6 protein-coding genes are annotated in these 21,586 nt (G+C 51.3%); 5 read left to right on the top strand and 1 reads right to left on the bottom strand.

The genetic code is table 11. The features are described from left to right. Nucleotides 1-209: 209 nt before the first annotated feature. The 5 genes from GWG06_RS25205 to GWG06_RS25185 all read left to right on the top strand — a co-directional run bounded on the left by GWG06_RS25205 (nt 210) and on the right by GWG06_RS25185 (nt 8,158). The gene (locus GWG06_RS25205) at nt 210-803 is read left to right on the top strand and encodes an RNA polymerase sigma factor (RefSeq protein ID WP_160716912.1); all 594 of its coding nucleotides are present in this window, start codon (nt 210-212) and stop codon (nt 801-803) included. Between the two features lie 5 nt (nt 804-808). Then, nucleotides 809-1,825, top strand: coding sequence for a FecR family protein (locus tag GWG06_RS25200; protein ID WP_160716910.1), 1,017 nt, complete (start codon nt 809-811; stop codon nt 1,823-1,825). A 304-nt stretch (nt 1,826-2,129) separates the two neighbouring features. Next, a complete protein-coding gene (locus GWG06_RS25195) occupies nt 2,130-5,723 on the top strand; it encodes a SusC/RagA family TonB-linked outer membrane protein (RefSeq protein WP_160716908.1) in 3,594 nt (1,197 codons plus the stop codon). A gap of 52 nt (nt 5,724-5,775) precedes the next feature. Beyond that, nucleotides 5,776-7,248, top strand: coding sequence for a RagB/SusD family nutrient uptake outer membrane protein (locus GWG06_RS25190; RefSeq protein WP_160716906.1), 1,473 nt, complete (start codon nt 5,776-5,778; stop codon nt 7,246-7,248). Between the two features lie 16 nt (nt 7,249-7,264). Next, on the top strand, nt 7,265-8,158 hold the full coding sequence (locus tag GWG06_RS25185; RefSeq protein ID WP_160716904.1) for a hypothetical protein: 894 nt from the start codon (nt 7,265-7,267) through the stop codon (nt 8,156-8,158). A gap of 161 nt (nt 8,159-8,319) precedes the next feature. Here the strand turns inward: GWG06_RS25185 and GWG06_RS25180 are convergent, their stop codons facing one another. Next, nucleotides 8,320-21,558 carry a non-ribosomal peptide synthetase gene (locus GWG06_RS25180; protein ID WP_160716902.1) on the bottom strand — a complete coding sequence of 4,413 codons (13,239 nt, stop codon included), beginning with the start codon at nt 21,556-21,558 and terminating at the stop codon, nt 8,320-8,322. Nucleotides 21,559-21,586: the final 28 nt, after the last annotated feature.

Genomic DNA, 21,586 nt, shown 5'->3' with positions numbered 1-21,586 from the left:
ATTACGAATGCATAAGCGAAGATTTAATTATTCGCTTATGTCTTCGCTTAACATTCGTAATTCGTAATTCGCAATTCGTAATTTTCAAAAACCACCCAGGATCAACTCCCGGAGAAAATCCGGGAGTTTTTTCAGCACTATGTATCTCCTTTTTTAATTTATTATTAAATATTTTGATTGTATCTTGAAGAAGAATCACCTTATAATTAATGGAGAACAATGGAAACAGCGAAGATCAGGTGCGTTGGCTTGCTTTTCAGACGGGCGATAAGGAAGCACTGGCATATTTCTTCAATACATTCGTTGGAAGCCTGTATAATTATGGTTTGAAGTTTACAAGAGATGAAGATATGATTGATGATACCATACAGGATCTCTTTATACGTTTGTGGACAACCCGGAAAAATCTGTCAATGCCCGCTTCTGTCAGGAATTATTTATTCAGGGCATTCCGTAACCTGCTTTTCAGAAAAATGACAGTCTCACAACGAAAAGAGAAGTACAAATCGGAATATGTTTTTTTTGATGTGGAACTTTCTGCAGAAACAAATCATATCAATGCAGAACAGCAGCTCATCAGGGATCAGCGGCTGGAAAGCGCCCTGCAGCAGCTGCCCGGTCGTCAGAAGGAAGCTATTTATCTGAAGTTCTATGAAAATGCATCTTATGAAGAGATTGCAGAGATTATGGGAACTTCGGTAAAGGCCTGTTATAAAAATGTTTTCAGGGCATTGAGTTACCTGCGTGAAGTGCTTGTTACCCTGATTACCTGGTTTTTCTTTCGCTTGTTTTTCCTGAATTAACGTGTATGAAGCAACACCAAACGGTTGATGGATACCTGGCCTATAATACGGATGATTTCCTGGCAGATGAATATTTCCAGGAATGGGTAAAATACAGGCGCCCGGAAGCGGATGCATTCTGGATGCGCCTGCAGGAACTGCATCCTGAAAAGAGAGGCCCCATAGAAGAGGCCGCGGGTTTGCTGAGCCAGCTCCGGTTCAAAACCCATACACCCGATGAAACGCGTATCAGGCGCATCTGGGAGAATATAGATAAACATACGCCGGAGAATAATATCCGTCGTATCTCTTTCCCCTACAAAAAATTGCTGGCAGCCGCCTGCCTCATACTGGTCATTACGCTGGGGTTCTGGCAATGGAGAAAAAATGCTTTCATTTATAAAAATACCGCTGGCGGAGAAACAGCGCGTGTACTGCTGCCGGATCATTCTGAAGTCATTCTCAACGCCAACTCCCGCTTAAAGTATGCCCCGGATTTCGGCGCCGGCAATAATAGAGAACTGTGGATAGAAGGAGAGGCCTTCTTCACAGTGCAGCATACCGATGCCGGAGGGAAGCCACAACCCTTTATAGTACATAGTCCTGAGCTGGATGTGCTGGTAACAGGCACCGCATTCAACGTATATGCCCGCCGGCAGCTCACCCGCGTGGTGCTGCACCATGGTAGGGTGACCATACAGTTTAAAGACGGCCGGGAGGGCAACAGGCAGCTGCAGCCCGGCGATATGCTGGAATACGGCAGGCATCCGGAAACGTTGCGGCAGCAACAGGTAGATACGCTGCGCTTTGCCTCCTGGCAGCAGCGGCGTTTCGTTTTTACCAATAACACGCTGGAGGAAGTAGCCCGCGCAATAGAAGATTACTACGGCTGCAAGGTAGTGCTTAAAAACCCGGAACTGTCATCTTACCGCGTCAGCGCCGAAATAGATGCGCCGGATATGGCTTCCCTGGATACTTTGCTGTCAAAGGCACTGAATATCCGTGTCACCAGGGATGGTAATACACTCCTGCTGCAGCAGTGACCGGTCAGTATTAAATAAGTACAGGATAATTCCGGATTTGGATAAATAACCAATCATTGATAAATTAGATGATGCTAACTCCGGGTAGAAACCCGTTATAACACGCAATTCAGGGGCAAGCATAAATATTACGATCCTTGCGTTTTAACAGGTATAACATGTTACAGGTAACAACCAGCCTATACTGTTATACAGACAGCTTACAGATTTAGTATAGTCATTACCGTATTTCCTTTGACATAAAGGAGAGAAAACCGACATCTTGACCGTTGACCCGTTATACAGAAAGAAATCCGGTATCACAGTGACATACAGCCCAGGCAGTAAACATATGTCTGTTCCGTTATGGGGCAGGTTATGGCTGCGTGCCGTATTTGTATGGTTCCTGTGGTTATCGAACGGCCACCTTGTATGGGCGCAGGAGAGCCATGCCACCACATTTCCGCTGGTAACGGTAACCGTGAAAAATGCTTCCTTCGATGAGCTGATACAGCTCCTGCGAAAGCAGGCCGCCTTTCAGTTCTTTTATACCAGCGGCGCTGCCAGGCTGCCGGGGCCGCTGACGCTGGAGCTGAAACAGGTTTCTTTAACAATGGTACTGGATAAGATGACGGCGCCCTACAACTGGGAATACCTGGTAGATAAAAATATCATCATCCTCCGCCCACGTCCTGATAACCGTATAGCCGCCGGCGTAATCCCTGTTCGCATATCAGGAATGATTACCGGAGAAGATCATCAGCCGCTGAGCCGCGTCAGCGTAGTGGATGTGAACACCGGCAAAGGGAGTCTGACAGATGAACAGGGTAACTATAACCTGGAGGCGCCTCCGGGCGCCACGCTGCTGTTTTCCTGCCTGGGCTTCGAATGCAGGAGGATACGGGTCACCTCGGATACCCTGCTGCCCCTGCAGCTGAAACCATCGATGCAGGCCATGAATGAAGTGATCATTACCGGCTATCAGCAGGTAAAAGGATGGGAGATGACAGGCGCCGTTTTTAAAACCAAAATGGAAAACCTGCATATCCCCGGTATTAACAGGGTAGATCAGGTGTTGCAGGGACGTATTCCCGGCGCCAGCGTTATCACCCCTTCCGGCGGCGTAGGCGCCGCTCCCAGGATACGTATCCGCGGCACTTCCACCGTGCTGGGCAACCGGGAACCTATCTGGGTGGTAGATGGTATTGTCAGGGAATCGCCCTATCCGTATAAAACAGAAAATCAGGCAGAGCTGATGACCATCACCGACAGAGCTGCTGTACAGGCTGGCCTGAGCATATTCGGCAATTGCATCTCCGGCCTCAACCCCGATGATATAGCAGAACTGGTAGTACTGAAAGATGCCGCCGCAACTGCTATCTACGGATCCAGGGCGGCCAACGGGGTGATTGTTGTCACTACCAGGAAAGGCAGGGCCGGACCACCGCAGCTCAACTTCCGCACAGATATAACGGTAACGGATAAACCGGATTACAGGCATATGAACCGGATGAATGCCACGGAGCGAATAGCCCTCTCCAAAGAAATCTTTGACAGGGGCATTATCTATCCGGATGATGTACTGCCGCGTGTAGGCTATGAAGGGCTGCTCTTCCGCCTGCTGAACAAGGAAATACGGCAGGAAGACTTCAACCGCGAAACCGCCCGGCTGGAACAGCAGAATACAGACTGGTTCAACGTACTGTTCCGCCATGCGGTTTCTGTGAACTCCTATTTAAGTATGAGCGGCGGCAATGACCGGATTACCTACTTCGGCTCGGTAGGCCGCTCAGGTGAAAAGGGGAATGCCCTGGGTAATGAAATGACCCGGATCAGTACGCTCTTCAAGGCAGACATGAAACTCCTGAAGTTCGCCGATGCCGGCATTCATTTCAGCAGTACCAGCTATCGTACCAAAGGCTTTTTCGATGGCCTGAACCCGTTTGAATATGCGCTGAATACCAACCGGGTGCTTGCGCCTGAAGAACATTATTACGCCAGTATGGGAGCGGCATATGCACCGGCAGATTTCCTGTATGATAAACCATTGCTGCATTTCAATTTTCTGCAGGAGCTGGCCCATTCCGGTAACACCAGCACTACCAGGTCTGTCAACGTAGCCGCTGACCTGGACGTACGGTTTGCGCGTAAATTCCGTTGGGAGTCCGTATATGCGTTCGGGTATGATGCTACCGGTAACCGGCGCTGGGCGGATGAGCGCTCGTTTGCAGCAGCGCTGCTCCGTAAGGCCGATTATAACGCTGCTGCCGGCAGGGATGTGTATATTCTCCATACAGACGATATCGATAAAAAGAGTGTCACCTGGCGCAATACGCTGCATTTTAATCATACCACCGGCAAGCGGCAGCAACATACCATCAGCGCTATGGCCGGTATGGAGGTGCGCAGAAATAGCTACAGCGGCCAATCGCAGCGTACTGCCATACCCGGCGGCGATACCAGCAACCGCCCCGTTGCTGTCAACTCTGTATTTAATTTTCTGTCTTTTTACGGGAGCGCTTCCTATGCATACCGGCAGAAATACATCTTCAGTTTTAATACCCGCACAGATGCTTCCAACAGATTTGCCGCAGGATCTCATCACCGCTTTAACCCGGTCTGGTCTGCAGGGCTCCGCTGGAATATAAAGCAGGAAAAGTGGCTGGATAAAGTTTCCTGGGCAGATAACCTGGCGCTGCGGGCTTCTTTCGGCTACCAGGGAAATACCGTGGAATCTATTTCTCCCTACCTGCTGGCCGGCAATGTAAATCCGTCCTTTGATCCCTATACCGGACAGCATTACCTGGGCATCAGGAACCTGCCGTATACGGATCTCCGGTGGGAAAGAACGCGGAGTGTGAACACCGGCATCGACCTGGCATTCTTCCGTAACCGGCTGCGGATAGCATGGGATTATTACTACAAGATAACGGCCGATGTCATCGTGAAACAACGCGTACCGGAAGAATACGGCGTTTCGGATTCGTTTATCAACGGTGGGGAAATACATAATAAAGGATGGGAGCTGGCTTTATACTGGACCAATGCCGGTACTAAAAAGCTGGGTTGGGAACTACAGTTGATGGCAGGGAAAAACAATAACCAGGTGTTAAATACACGCTCCAATGCGCGGCTGGTATCGCTGGTCAACGGCAATGGCATCGTCAACGGCAGGCCCGTAGGCAGCCTGTGGTCTTTCCCTTATGCCGGCCTTTCTCCGAAAGACGGGCAGCCATTATTCAGGTACCTGGATACAGATAAGGATGCGGAGCGTTTACTGCATGGCAACCCGGCAGACTACCTGGTATATAGTGGCAGCAGTGAGCCTGTGTTTTCCGGCGGACTGCAATCCACCTGGCGTTACAGCCGCTTTTCATTGTCTGCCAGTTTCAGCGTGCAGCTGGGATATACGGTGCGCCTCAATCCCCTGATGCAGGCCGGATCCGGCGGTTATTGCCGTCCGCCTGCCCCCGACAGGAATATCGCCAAAGACCTGACCGGACGATGGCAGCAACCTGGTGATGAAAAGCTGACCAACATCCCTTCCATCTACTCTTTCGAGTATTATCCCGTAGTATATTCTATCGGTAAATATTTCGGAGATCTCTCCCTGAGTAAGGATGGCCGTTCATTATACCGCTATGATCTCTACAATTACAGCGACCTGGTAGCCGTAAATGCCGGCAACCTGCGGTGTAACCATATATCCGTAGGATATCAGCTGGCAGATAAAAATGCCGGATGGCTGAAGGGAATCACCAGCGCCCTGATTTCGCTCAGCGTGAATAATGCTTTTGTAATAACGGATAAAAGACTGAAAGGACAGGACCCTGAGATACAAAGTATGTCAGCCACAGAGAATACAGCCGCACTGCCCCGTTACCGGAGTTATGTGCTGAGTATTAACCTGCGGTTGTAGGACTGACAGCCTGCTGCAAATTTTTGCCATACAAAAAAATATAAAGGAAGATATGAGAAAACATGACAGATATATCCGCTGCATCATGTTGGCCGCGCTGCTTTTTTCCGGCAGCTGCACCAAATTCCTGGAGCAGCCATCGCCGGATGAATTTAAGCCTTCTACCGTGGCTGATCTCCGGAAGATACTGATGTATGAAGGGTATCCGGTTGCCAGCCGGTCATTTCATCCCTATATGAGCCTGCTGGATGATGATATCAAATGCATCGGTCCTGATGAAGGTTCCGGCAACTGGAAACAGGGGCGTCCCGCATTTACCTGGAGTAAGAAAATGTATAGTGAAATGCGGCAGAACGGCGATAATGACCCCGATACCTACGGCAAATACTATCAGCGCATCAAAGGCTGCAATGTAGTACTGGATAATGTGCAGCTGGTACAGGGCCGGCAGGCAGAGAAGGACCAGCTGGAAGGAGAGGCGCTGGCACTGCGGGCCTATTACTATTTTATGCTGATAAACCTGTATGCATGGCCGTTTAACGATTCCCTTCATGTACCCGCTAAAACACCCGGTGTACCGCTGGTGTTGTCCGGCAAGGTAGCAGATGCCAGCCTGCACCGGAATACCGTATTGCAGGTATACAACCAGGTAGTGAGTGATATCACCAGAGGGTGCCTGCTGCTGGAAGAAACAGACGGAAAATACAATGTATTCCGGATGAACAAACATGCTGGCTGGCTGCTGGCCGGCCGTATTTTCCTGTATATGGAAGACTGGGATAAGGTTATCCTGTATAATGACAAGCTGCTGGCTGCACGGAGCCAGCTGGAGAATATGCGCTTCTGGGCTTCCATATCCAACCGGGACCCGGCAGATAAATCGCAGGAATGTTACATCAATCCGTCTAACAAGGAAATACTTTTTCTGTATGGTTGTATAGACGAATATAGTTTGCTCGGACTGGGGCGGTTCAGCACTACTCCGCGCTATTGCGCTTCGGACGCGCTGAACGCAGCTTATGAAAAAGGTGACTTCCGCGCGGAAGTGTACCTGAATGCCTGGGAAACGACCGGCGAATTTTCAAAAGTAAATTACAAGGCGCACCTGGGTAAATCTTTCCGCTTACCGGAAGCCTATCTCAACCGCGCAGAAGCATCTGTCAGAAAGTATATGCTGCAGGCAAACGGAACGCTGCTGCAAAGCGCAGTGGAAGATCTCAACCGCCTCCGTCAGTACCGCTTCTCCAGCAAAACCTTTGTTCCCGAAACCGTAACGGCATATTACCATCATCCGCAGCACCTGCTGCAGTTATGCCTGGCGGAACGCCGGCGGGAGCTGTGTTTCGAGGAGCAACGCTGGTTTGATCTCCGCCGCTTGGGAATGCCGGCCATCACGCATTTTTATTACACCGACGGGAAAAGAAAACCAGTGGCCTACCAGCTGCCGGGAAAAAGCAACCGCTACGTACTGCCCATACCAGAGATGGCACTGATAAATAATCCGTTGCTGGAACCTAATCCCTGATGAAAAAAATTACTGCATGCATTCACTGAAAATACTATCCTGCTGCACCTTGTTTATCGGCCTGTTACAGGCCTGTAAAAAGAATGACAACAACACTCCCCCGTCTAAAAAAGCAGATACCTACTACCAGCTGCCACAGGGCCATGCGGCCTTCGATCAGCAGATTGTAAACTGGTATCACCAGTACAATACCTATGTGCTGTACAGATTTACAGAGAAGGAATTCAAATACGGCATCACCGGTTTCTATCCGCAGGCCATGCTATGCAAAACTGCTGATACATGCTCCATGCCCGCCGCTGTCAGCTTCCTGAAAAATTACTGGTTTGATTTTTATACGGATGACTTTCTCCGGAAATTTCTGCCATTCAAAATACTGCTGGCAGGACAAATGTTCCGGTCCGACGACGGCTTTGATACTACCACTGTACGGATCACCTACCCCATGGCGGGGCTTGATTATATTATCATCCCACATGTCGACAGCGCCTTCGCAACCATGACCTCCGCTCAACGGCAGCTGCTGAAAACAGCACTCAACATCACTTTCCTTCATTCGCTTTTTTTTGGAAGCTCTGACTTTACTCCCGGCAAAATAACTCCCCCCGCCGCATTCTTTGAAGTGAGCCCCTACAACCGGAAAGGGATAACGAATGCAGACAAATACCAGTACGGATTTCTCCTGCTCGGCATGGATAATAACCAGCAATTCACAGCACCCGGCAAATACGAAGATTTTGAAATTTACCTGGAAACCATCCTCAGCACACCATCCCGTATACTGGCTACCACACTCTTATCTCCCGCAAAAGATCCAAACGGCCTTATCAGAAAGAAATGCGATATTATTATCCGCTATTTTAAAGAGGAACATAAGGTGGATATACAGGGGATAGCGGATAAAAAATGAGAATTTTTAATTACGAATTACGAATTACGAATTGCGAATGAAGAGCGAAGATCAAAACGAAGATTAAAAGAGATATCTAATAGTTATCTCCTTAAATCTTCGTTTTGATCTTCGCTCTTCATTCGTAATTCGTAATTCGCAATTCGTAATTGAAAATTTTTTTAAATTTTCCCCAAAATGTCTGCTATAATCCCCGCATTATACACCAGGTTCTCCTCCGGGCCCAGCATGGCAATGTGTTCGCCTTTGCCCTGGTGAACCGTAAGAGTGCCGGTAACGGCATCTTCCCAGTGGTATTCTTTTTCTTCTGCAGCCTTGATGAGATGGACATTGGAAGAAACAGTGCCTTCGTTAATGAGTTCATCTACATAAGCAGTAAAAAGGTAGGTGTCTTCTACCAGCTTATCTATATATGTTTCATTATCGCTGGCGAGGTGGTTCTGAGAGAGGGCATCGAGCAGAGAGGCTTTAATGGTAGCCTTGCTTTCACCCAGGCTTCCCATTTTTTCTACCCTGCGGATCACATCAATCATGATGATATCGGATACGGTATGTCCTTTTTTGATCAGCGCTTTGGCTACTTCAAATGCCAGGTTGCCGCCGGCAGAATATCCCAGCAGGAGGTAAGGCCCCTGTGGCTGTACCTGTTCGATGAGTGTGGTGTATATGTTGATCCGGTCATCATCATGAATGTAATTAAAGCTGTAAAGCGAATGCGAGGTGACCGCCGGAGAAAGCCTGCTGTACGCCAGTCCCTGTCCCATAGCGGGAGGGAAGAGGAACAGGTGTTGTTCTCTTTCAGGAGAGAGCAGGGTTATGTGCTGCGTGGCAGTACCGGCCTGCCTGTCTTCAATCAGTGAGCTCAGCGCCCGGATGGTCTGCGCCCTGAACAGATCCGTGAGTACAACCTGTGTATTAAAATACTGATTAATGCGGCCGGCTACAGCTACGGCTTTCAGGGAATGGCCGCCGATTTCAAAGAAATTATCCATGACGCCGATGTTGTCTGTGCCCAGTACTTCCTGCCAGATGGCTACCAGCTGCGTTTCGGTGGTTCCTGAAGGCGCTGCATAAGGAGTGCTGCTGTGCAGGGTTCTGTCAGGTTCGGGCAGTGCTTTCGTGTCGGTTTTGCCGTTGGGCGTAACCGGCATGGCAGGAAGCTGAATGAAATACGACGGGATCATGTAGTCCGGCAGCTGCGCCGCCAGCAGGCTTCTCAATCCTGCCGCGGTGTATGGTTGTGCGGCGGTATAATAGGCGCATAGATATTTCTCTCCCTGCTGGTCTGTTCTTGCGATCACACAGGTATCTTTCATATGCGGCAGCCGGCTCATGACTACAGCTATTTCTCCGGGTTCTATGCGATATCCTCTTATTTTTATCTGCTGATCTATTCTGCCCAGGAATTTAATCTCCCCTTCAGCAGTCCAGCAGGCGAGATCTCCGGTACGGTATATTTTTTCTCCCGGCAGAAACGGGTGAGCAGTAAATTTCTGACTGTTCAGTTCCGGGCTGTTGAGATAGCCTCTGGCCAGTGCGTCTCCGGCTACACACAGTTCTCCCGGTATGCCTGCAGGCATCAGCTGATTCCACCTGTCCAGGATATAGATACTGGTATTGGCCATGGGCGTACCGATGGTATCATCTCCCTTGCAGCATTTTTTGGCAGTAGCATTAACGGTTGTCTCCGTAGGTCCGTAGATGTTATACAGCGTGTATCCTTTATCCAGTACGCTGTCTTTCAGCGTTTCGTCCAGTTTTTCTGCCCCTGTGATGATAACCCGCAGGCTTTCCAGCGGTTCGTTGTCTACGATATAATCCTGCAGGAGGGTGGGCACTATCTCCGCGACATTTATCTGATGCGCTTTAATAAATGCGGTGAACCTGGCCTTATCCATTTTATCTTCAGTGGGTATGATGTAGACACCTGCGCCACTGAGCAGCGGTACGATGATTTCTTCTACGGAAACATCAAAGCCGATGCCGGTCATCTGTAATACCCGCCGGTTAGTTTGCAGGTCATGTTGCCGGTTAAACCAGGTGGCGAGGTTAACGACGCCTTTATGCTCAATCATCACACCTTTGGGCATACCGGTGGAGCCGGAGGTATAAATAACATAGGCCAGGTGGTGCGGCGATGAAACAGCTATGCCCGTGTTATCCGGACTTTGCCGCTGAAGTATCTCTGTCATGGATTCCGGGAGCAGGAATGTCCTTGCGCCGTTGCCGGCGAGATAGCTGGTATCATGTCCTTCTGAGGCTGCTGTGGTTGTCAGCACCAGGTTTACACCTGCGTCCGTAAGCATAGCCAGCAGGCGGTCATCCGGCAGCTCCGGAACCAGCGGCAGATAAGCGGCGCCGGATTTCAGTATAGCCATGAGCGTTATAATCATGCCGGCAGACCTTTCCATCATCAACCCGATGATGTGATCGGGACCAGCGCCTTTTTCCCGCAGGATACCCGCCAGCCGGTTGGCTTGTTCATTCAGCTGCCTGTAGGTAACGGTGGCGCCATGGCTCACGATGGCAACGGCGTCGGGCTGCTGTGCGGCTATCTGCTCAAAACACTGATGTATGGTCTGCTGCCGCGGATAATCCATGGCGGTATTATTAAAGCATGCGCTGATCTCCGCTATTTCTGCCGGTGTTGCCAGCGGGATATTTTTCAGGAGTACATCCGGCTGTTCCAGTACGCACCTGAGAATATGCTGATAATGTTCACCCATCCGCCGGATGGTTTCAGGTTTGAATAAGCAGGTGCTGTAATTGATGACCAGTCTGCTTTTGCCGGCATGTTCATTGAAGCTGAAGGCCAGGTCGAACTTGGCGTTGTCTGCCCGCTGCTCATAGGGCAGCAGTTCAAAATCAGTTGTTTTCAACTGTAGCTCACCGATATGCTGATAGGAGAACATGGTATCGAAGAGCGGGTTTCTGCTGAGATCTCTTTTGAGCTGCAGACTGTCCAGCAGTTCTTCAAACTGATAGTCCTGGTGGGCTACCCCATCGAGCAGGTTCTCTTTTACCTGCCGGAGGAAATCAGTGAAAGACATTTCTCCGGCTGCCTGATTGCGTAACACGATCGTATTTACAAACAAGCCGATGATATGGTCAATACCGGCTTTTGTTCTGCCGGCTACCGGGGTGCCTGCTGCAATATCTTCCTGGCCGGCATATTTTGAGAGCAGGATATTGTAGGCGGCGAAGGTGATCATGAAAGCGGTGGCGTTGTGCCTGATGGCAGTTTGCTTCAGCTGCGCTACCAGAGAGTTGTCCAGCTCAATGAATATTTCATCGCCTTCGAAGCGCTGTACTGCGGGGCGCGGAAAATCTGTCTGCAGGCTCAGGGTTGGTATGCCGCCATTGTCTGCATGGAATTGCTGCAGCCAGTAATCTTTATGCCGGCGTTGTGCCGGACTGTCCCGCTGCGTATGCTGCCAGGCGGCATAATCTTTATAGGTAAGCAGCGGTTCAGGTAATGCTGCGCCGTCATACAATGCCAGCAGCTCCTGCAGCAGGATTTCCAGTGTTACGCCATCTGCAATAATGTGATGTATATCCAGCAGCAGTAGTTGTGATTCCGTTGTTTCGTATTGCAGCAGGGCGGCACGGAAGAGCGGGGCCCTGCCGGTATCGAATGGCTGAATAAATGCGGTGGTACAGGCTGCCGCGGTATCGGCCGTAATGGTCCGGCGTTGCAGGCGGAAATCTGCCTGTGCGGAGATCTGCTGCACAGGCTCTCCGTCCAGGAGGGTGAATGATGTCCTGAATGCTTCATGCCGGTGGATGAGCATATGCAGGGCCTGTTCCAGCCGGTCTGCATCTATCTTCCCGTTTACACGGGCAACGAAGGGAATATTATAGGTGGTGCTGCTGTCTTCAAACTGCTGGAGAATATACAGTCTTTTCTGGGCAGAAGATAAAGCATAGTGTGTGTGCGGCGCTACCGTTGTAATGGGCTCCTGCGCCATTTTCGCGGCAGTATCGATACTGGCCGCCAGCTGCCGGAGACGGCGCAGCCGGAATATTTCTTTCAGCGGGATATCCACCTGGAATTCGCGTTGAATGTTAGTGGCCAGCAAAGCGGCTTTGAGGGAGTGACCACCGGTTTCAAAGAAATCATGCAGCGGCTCCGGATGAGCGATGTGCAGTATGCTGCCCCAGATCGCAGCCAGCCTTACTTCTGTGGGGGTAGACAGTGCGGCATGCGCCTGCTGTATATCGTTTTCCGGTAATGGCAGCGCCTTGCGGTCTGTCTTACCGTTGACGGTAAGCGGTATTTTGTCAAGCACCATGATATATGCCGGTACCATGTATGCCGGCAGGGTAGCTGCCAGAAATGCTTTGGCTGTATCGGCAGATAAAGCCGTGTCTGCAGCTATGTATGCGATGAGATACTTTTCCTGCTGAGCGGTGGTATGGACTATTACAGCGGCCTGCTGTACCTGCGGATGATTTAACAGCCTGCTTTCTATTTCTCCCGGTTCTACCCGGTAGCCGCGTATTTTTACCTGATGGTCTGTTCTGCCGGTGTAGATAATATTGCCGTCGGGTAGCCGGTATCCCAGGTCGCCGGTGCGGTACATCCGCTCTCCGGCTGTAAACGGATCGGGAAGAAACCTGCTGTCTGTCAGTGCCTGATTACCGATATATCCCCTGCCCACATTCCTGCCTGCAATATAAATTTCGCCGGAGATGCCTACCGGCTGCTGATGACCATACTGGTCAAAAATATAGATACGGTTATTACCTACGGGTTGACCGATAGGAGGTAGTTCCATCTGTTCTTCCTGCTGCAGGATGTAGGCGGTGGCCACATGCGTTTCTGAAGGGCCGTAATGATTGTGCAGCTGTACGCCGGTGCTGCGGATGTATGCCTGCAGCAGCGGAGATACTACCAGCTGCTCGCCTGCGGTGATAATATGTTTTATGCAAGAGGGCAGCTGCTGTACAAACAGTTCCTGGCCGGACAAAAACTTGAGGTAGGCGGTAGGAAGAAAGACGGTGCTGATGGCATGATCCCTGATGAAGGAGAGCAGATATGCCGGTTCTTTTTTCTTTTCTTCATCTATGATGTATAAACATCCGCCTGCGAGCAAGGTGCTGAATATTTCCTGGTAACACACGTCAAAGCACAGGGTGGTAAACTGCAACACGCTGCAGGAGAAATCTGCGATGTTTTCCTTTTCCTGCCAGGCGATAAGATTTACCAGGTTGCCATGTTCCAGCATTACGCCTTTGGGCTTGCCGGTAGTGCCGGAAGTATAAATGATGTACAGGAGATTGGCTGCTGTGAGGTGCAGGTCGGGAAGCGTACCGGCGGCCTGCAGGGCAGTTGTGAACGTAACCGCTGTAACAGGCAGTGTTGCCGTGAAGTCGTCGTCTGTCAGCGCTATTTTTGTGCCGCTGTCTTCCAGCATATAATGGATCCTGTCTTCCGGATAGGCCGGATCAACCGGTACGATGGCGGCTCCAGCCTTTAATGCGCCCAGTATGCCTGCTATCATAGGGATGGAGCGGCTGGCAACAATGGCTACCCGGTCTTCTTTCCGGATACCATGGCCATATAACCAGGCGGCTATGCTGTTGGCCTGTTCATTCAATGCTGCATATGAGATGCCGGTCCCTTCATGTACAATGGCGGTAGCTTCCGGCGCCTGCGCAGCGCGGGAGGCAAAGAGCTGATGAATGGTCTGGAGGTGCGGCAGCGGAAACGCGGTGTCATGGAAGACGGCCAGCTGTGCTGTATCAGCTGCGGAGAGCAGCGGAATATGTTTAACAGGTATGGCTGCATTGCCGGTAATGGCAGTGAGTGCAGTCTCCAGCTGCTGCATGATCTGCCGGATCTGTTCCTGGTTAAATACGGTGCTGTTATAGTTAAACCGGATGGTCAGGTTATCCTGCGGCACTATAATGACATTCAGATCATAATGAGTCTGTTCATAAAATTTCACGCGGCTGATTTTCAGCAACGCGCCTTCACCGTGTTGCTGCTGTAGCAGATTACTGTCTACCGGGAAATTTTCAAATACCAGTATATGATCTATCAGTTCATTTTTCAATTCACTTAACTGCTGTATATCCGCCAGTGGCAGATAGCTGTAGCTGTCTGCCGTCAATGCAGTGAGCTGTACTTCTCCGGCCAGTTCGGCGAAAGAAATATCTCCGGTGCACTTCACTCTTACGGGGATGGTATTAATCAGCAGTCCGGCTACGTTGGCAATATCTTTTATTTGCGGGGGGCGGCCGGAAGTAACAGTGCCGAACACTACATCGCCGGTGTTGTTGTGCCGTTGCAGCAAGATGCCCCATACCGTCTGCAGTACGGTATTGACGGTGATGGCATGTTGTGCGGCTACCTGCTGAATGCCGGCGTATAACGTATCCGGCAGTACGAAAATATCTTCCGTCACCTGGTAGGCAGCACCTGTATGCCTGTGTTGCGCAGGAGATGTTTTGGTACTGAAACCACCGAGATATGTTTCCCAGAAAGCGGTGGCTGCTGCCGTATCCTGTGCGCTGATCCAGTTGATGTAGCTGCTGAATTGCGGCGCCGGCGCTGCCAGGATACATTTCCCTGCGGCCACTGTTATATATGTGCGCAGCAAACTGCTCATGAGCAGGGAGAAACTCCATCCGTCCAGGATGATGTGATGAAAGCTGAACATGACCCGGCAGGAGTGAGGACCGGTTTTCACCAGATACAGCTGCTGCAAGGGCCCGTGGCTCAGCTGATAGCCCTGCTGCCAGTCTGCCTGCCGGTATTGCTCCAGCCATACCTGCTGATCGGGTAAGCTGAGATGCGATATGTCGCTGTACTGTATCTGCTGGTAACGTTCTTTCAGCACCACCTGCCGGGGTGTCTGCAATCCTTTTGTGGCAAATACGGTACGCAGTATATCATGTTGCTGAATGAGTATGTTGAAACTTTTCTCCAGTAAAGCACTGTCCAGCAAAGTATCGAAATCAAATACTACCTGGTCGAGATAGGCATTGGATGTTTCATCTGTCATGGCGTGGAACAGCATACCCGCCTGCATGGGAGACAGCGGGTAGGCGGCGCGGATGCTGAATGCCGGATCTATGGCCTGGCGCAGGGCAGCATCTGCCGGAAAATCAGCTATCGGTATGGCTACGGTGGGCGGCGCCGCCGGCGTTACTGCCGTATGCATGTGCAGTGCCAGTTGTCTGACTGCAGGATACCTGAATATATCCCTGATGGAGATATGCATTCCCTGTTGCGCCACTTTGGCCGCCACCTGTATTGCTTTGATGGAATCGCCGCCCAGCCTGAAGAAGGAGTCACCGGTACTGATGGGGGTTATGTGCAGCACTTCTTCCCATATGTTTACCAGCAGTTTTTCTGCGGCAGATTGCGGCGCTTCATATGGTACGGAGTTATCCGCATGGGAGAGGTCCGGTTCCGGCAATGCTTTACGGTCTGCCTTGCCGTTGGGTGACAGCGGCATTTTATCCAGCAGGATGAAATGTGCGGGCACCATGTATTCCGGCAGTTCCTGCAGGATATGTTCCTGCAATATTTCGCTGGTAACAGCCTGCGTAGCGGTAAGGTAGGCGCAGAGATATTTTTCGCGGCGGCTGTTTTCTTTGGCCAGTACCAGCACTTCCTTCACCCACGGATGTTGCAGCAGGCGCTGTTCAATTTCGCCCGGCTCTATACGGAAACCTCTGATCTTCACCTGGTGATCTGCACGCCCTATATATTCGATGTTACCATCTGCCATCCAGCGCGCCAGGTCGCCGGTGCGGTACATTCTTTCTCCGGGAAAGAACGGGTCCGGCAGGAATTTTTCTCTGGTAAGATCCGGCCGGTTCAGGTAGCCGATGCCTACCCCCACACCGGAAATATATAACTCGCCGGCTACGCCTTCGGGCTGCAGCTGCTGCTGACTGTCCAGTATATACAGCCGGATATTGTCAATAGGCTTCCCGATAGGAACGGTATCAGTAATGGTACCCGGATGACAGTCGAACCAGGATACATCCACGGCGGCCTCCGTAGGTCCGTACAGGTTATGAAGCGTAGTGCCGTATACGTTATACAGCAGTTCATGAAATGCGGTCACCTGTTTTACCTGCAGGGCTTCCCCGCTGGCAAATACACGGCGGAGAGAAGAGAGGTCCCAGCGGCCTGCATGGGCCTGCAGGTATTCCAGCGATACATTCAGCATGGAGGGTACAAAGTGCATCACCGTAATCTGCTGCTGCACGATGGTGTCCATGATCGCCTGCGGATCCTTTTCGCCTTCCGGCTCCAGGAAAAATACTGACGCGCCAGCAAATGACCACCAGAACAGCTCCCATACGGAAACGTCAAATGTATAAGGCGTTTTTTGCAGTATCACATCCTGCGGGGTGAGCGGATACTGCCGCTGCATCCAATGGATACGGTTTACGGCGGAGCGGTGTGAAATCATGGCTCCTTTGGGCTTGCCGGTAGAGCCGGAGGTATATATCACATATGCCGGATCGGTGGCTGTGGCGGCATCTGTGTGAGCAGCATCTCCCTCGTAAAGTGCCGGATCGTCCAGGTTGATGCAGCTGCCATTGAATTGTATTTTAGGAAGATGTGCGGTTTGTGTAAGGAGTATGCCTGCACCGCTGTCTTCCAGCATATATTGAATGCGGTCCGCCGGATACTCGGGGCTGACAGGCAGATACGCGCCGCCTGCCTTTAATATGGCCAGTATGCCGGTGGGCATTTCCAGGGAGCGGTCTGTAAGCATGGCTACGATGCTGCCGCGCTGTACACCTTTTGCCTGCAACACTTTTGCCAGCTGGCTGGCACGCCGGTCTAATGCTGCGTAGGAAAGCCGTTGATCTGCAAAGGCTACTGCGGTATGGTCCGGCGTTTTTACGGCCTGCGCTGCAAAAATCTGCGAGAGGGTTTGCTGTGCCGGAAAATCCTTTTGTGTGTCATTGTAAGTACAGAGCAGCTTTCTTTTTTCTTCTTCCGAGGTAATATCCACTGCGCTGATTAAAATATCGGGCTGCGTGGTGATGATATGTAGCAGGCGGAGGAAGTGACCGGCCATCCGCTGGATGGTGGCTGGTTTGAAAAGACGGACGCCATATTCAAAGCGCAGCCTGATTTCGTCTCCGCTTTCAGTAGCTTCCAGCGTAAGGTCAAATTTTGCTGTGTGGTGGGCTGCCGGGAGTGGCTGCAGACTGAAATCGCTGCCGCTGATAACCGGGAGCGGCTGCGGCTGCAGTACAAACATCACATCGAACAACGGATTACGGCTGATATCCCTGGGAATGTTGAGTTGTTCCGTCAGCGCTTCCATCGGAAATGCCGTGTAACCGAAGGCCTGTATCACCAGCTGTTTTACTTCGGCCAGGAAGGCCGGGAAGGTTTTGTTTTGCTGCGGATAACACCTCAACGGAAGGGTATGCACAAACATACCGATCAGCTGCTGAAGTGCGGTATGTGGTCTGCCGGCAACGGGAGAACCGGTTACAATATCTTCCTGTCCGCTGTATTTTGCCAGCAGCATATTCCACGCGGCCAGCAAAACCATATACAGCGTTGCCTTTCTGTCGGTCGCCAGTTGCCTGATACGTTGTGTGGTAGCAGCATCGATAGTGCAGTAATAATCTGCCCCTTCAAAAGACTGCACGGCTGGTCTTTTAAAGTCGGTTGGCAATTGCAGCACGGGGATATCTCCTTCAAACTGCTGCAGCCACCAGGTGGCTTCTTTCCCGGAGCGGGCCTGCTGTACACCTTTCTGTTGCCATACGGCATAATCCTTATACTGCAGCGGTAACGGGGGCAGGGTATCATTTTCGTACAGGCGTAACAGTTCCTGCAGGAAAATATCTGCTGAAAGCCCGTCAGAAATGATATGATGCATATCTATTACGAGCAGGCTTTTATCTGGTGTAAACGGCGCCAGCCCGCAGCGCAGCAGCGGCGCGCATGACAGGTCAAAAGGCCGCACAAAGGCAGTGGCACAGGCAGCAAATGCCTGATGAAGATCTGTTTCTCCGGCAGGCAGATGGATGATCTCTATGTGGAAGCCGATGTTATCTTTTACATGCTGATAAACTTCTCCGTTCTCCAGTAGGAATGATGTTCTCAGGGATTCATGCCTGTTGATTAGCTGGCTGAAGGCCTGTTGTAAGCGGGTAATATCTGCCTGCCCCTGTAACAGGAAAGCGCCGGCCATATTATAGGTGGTAGCTACGCCTTCCAGCTGCTGTAATATAAAAAGCCTTTTCTGTGCCGGAGTAGCCGGATAGGCGGCAGCTACCGGCGCGGGCGGAATATCTGTATCAAAGGTGGCGGTAAGCGCTCTGGCATCCAGTGCTGCTTCCAGCTCCCGGATGGTGGGCATGGTGAATATATCGGATGTTTCCAGTGGCAGCCCGGCAGCGCGGGCCATATTCACCAGTTGTATGTTGGTGATGGAATTTCCGCCCAGCATAAAATAATCATCTGTTATGCTGATGGCGGTGCGGTTGAAGAGTGTTGCCCAGATAGCGGCCAGCTGTATGGCGGTAGCTGTTTCCGGCGCTATGTACTGCTGTGTTGCCTGCATTGCCTCCGGACGGGGAAGCGCCTTTTTATCTACTTTACCGTTGGGGGTCAGCGGTAATGCGTTCAACTGTTGCCATACGGCCGGAATCATGTATCCGGGCAGCTTCCCGGCGAGGTGTGCGGTCAGCGTTTCGGGTGTTGCAGCGGCGCCGGGCGTGGTCACATAATAGGCGGCCAGGTAATTTTCGCCCTGCGTGTTCTGCCATACCTTTACGGCGCAGTCCTGTACCTCCGGATGTAAAATGACAGCGGCCTCTATCTCTCCCTGTTCAATTCTGAATCCCCTGATCTTCACCTGATCGTCTGTACGGCTCTGGAAACGCAGCCGCAGGTCTGTGCCCAACGCTACGTTATCGCCGGTTTTATACAGCGGCGTAAGGCCGGTTAACAGGGGCAATGAAAGAAAACTTTCTGCTGTTTTTTCAGGAAGATGATGATACCCTCTGGCGAGGCAGCTGCCGCCGATGTATAATTCGCCGGGTAATTCAAAACCGCTGGGGTAGCCAAATCTGTCCAGTATATGAAAAGTGGTATTACGTATAGGCGTGCCGATGGAAACATCTTTCTGTGCGGGTGTTATTCTTTCTGTTGATGCCCATACGGTTGCTTCGGTGGGGCCGTACATATTCCATAATTCCAGCTCCGGGTATTGCCGGAAGGACTGCAGCAGGGAGAGGGGGAGTGCTTCCCCTCCGCAGAGCGCCCTGAAGCAACCGGCTGGCTGCCAGCCGGCGAGGAACATCATTTTCCAGGTGGCGGGAGTGGCCTGCATGGTGGTTACTCCGTGCGTGGTGATAAGCTCCTGCAACCGGAAGGCGTCTCTGGTTTCGCCGGATGCAGCTATGACTACCGTGCCGCCTGTAAGCAGGGGAAGGTAAAGTTCCAGTACGTGAATGTCAAAGCTGACGGTGGTAACGGCCAGCAGTATATCCGTTTCCGTTAGTCCCGGCCTGGAAGCCATCGCCTCCAGGAAATTGATGACACTGCCATGGGTAATAGCGACACCCTTGGGAGTGCCGGTAGATCCTGAGGTGTAGATGATGTACGCCAGGTCGCCGGCAGCCGGTGTTGCCAGCTCACCGGTAACAGGTGCGGCATTACTTATTTCGTCATAGGAAAATACCTGCAGCGCAGCCTGCGCAAATTTAGGGCGGTAATGATTTTCGGTAATTACCAGCAGGCATTCCGCATTGTCAATGATGGTGGTAATCCTTTCCTCCGGATATTCCGGATCAAGTGGAACGTAGGGGCTGCCTGCCTTCCATATGGCCAGCAGACTTACCAGCATGGCGGCGCTGCGGTCCATGCATACAGCAACAGGGATATCCCTGCCTGCTCCCAGCTGCAGCAGCTGATGGGCTAACCGGTCCGACTGCTCCTGCAGCTGTGCATAGGTCAGAGCAGCTCCGCCGGCAATAACGGCTGTTTTGCCGGCACAGCGATGGGCGGTGGCCTGTATCGCTGTCATAAAGGTGGAAAAAACTGCCGGAACGGTAACCGGTTGTTCGTTGATTTGCTGCAGCAGCTGTTGTTCTGCCAGTGGCAGCCAGTTCAGCTGACGTATAGGCGTTTCCGTATGCAGCGGAATATATTGGATCAGGTGCGCGAGGCGGGCGGTTGTCATCTCGCCGGCGGCAGCTGTAAAGTAACTTTGATGGAGTTGTATGTCAAACAATACAGGTTCTCCCTGCTGGTATTCTCTTACAAAAATGTTGAAAGGCTGGGTATCATGTTCATGGGTGAAGGTGACAGGAATAATTTTATCGATACCTGCAGCGGTGATATCATAATCGAATTTTTCATAGGAGAAGGAAATGTCAAACAGCTGTTCCCGTCCTTTGGAGAACAATTGCAGGTCGCGGTGTATCTGCCCCAGGGCATACCCCTGGTAGCGGTGATCCTGCTTCTGATGCTGTTTAATGCTATGCAGTAATTCCGTGAAGGTAAGATCCGTGCCAAAGGAAAAGCGGGCGGGGGTAGTGCTGACAAACAATCCCAGTACTTTTTTGAAACGGGCGTTGGTACGGTTGTGCACCGGCAGACCAATCACCAGTTCATCGGCCTGGAAGGCGCGGGTGAAGTATACGTACAATAACCCCAGCAGCACGTGAAATACGCTGGCTTTATTGTCTGTAGCCAGTTGCACCAGCTGCTGATATTGCGCATAGGGTACTTCCAGCTGATAACGTTTGCTGCTGACCGTCGCTGCATCCTGGAAGGGACTGAGAAGCGGAGCGGGCAGCACGCTGAATTTCTGCTGCCAGTATTCCTGCTGCTGCCGGAGTACGGTAGCATCCTGGGGGGTATTGATTTCCCTGACGGCATCATGGAAATGAAAGGCAGACGTAGCCGGAGCAGTGCCTTCATAGGCCGCTGCCAGCCGCCGGATGAAGAGGGAGAAACCCCAGCCGTCCATAATGAGGTGATGTGTTTTAATGTATACAAGGCAATCATCTGCAGCTAATTTTACTACCATGATGGTATATAATTTACCTTCCAGGGAGAAGGGAATGCCAAAGTCATTTTTTAACCAGGACAAGGCAGCGGACAACGGTTCGGGGGCTTCGCTGAAATCTTTGTAGGGTATGGCTGTTTCCAGGGCTGCTGCCTGATATTGTACAGGCGTATTTTCACTGCTATCTATCCGGGTACGGAAAGCCGGTTCATGGTTTATAATATCAAGTATTACCTTTTCCAGCAGGGAATGATCCAGACGGCCCTTTAACTGGTAATAGCCGCCTATTATGTAGAACGGCGCGGCAGGGTAGCGTTGCTGGTGCAAGTAAATATCCAGCTGGGCTGGTGTCAGAGATAGCCTTTCTGATGAAACCTGATGTGTCATGTGATGATATTGTTGGTTGGCTTCTTTT

It is taken from the genome of Chitinophaga solisilvae (genome assembly GCF_009928525.1).
Classification (GTDB): domain Bacteria; phylum Bacteroidota; class Bacteroidia; order Chitinophagales; family Chitinophagaceae; genus Chitinophaga; species Chitinophaga solisilvae.
This window is presented reverse-complemented; position numbering and strand designations above follow the sequence as displayed.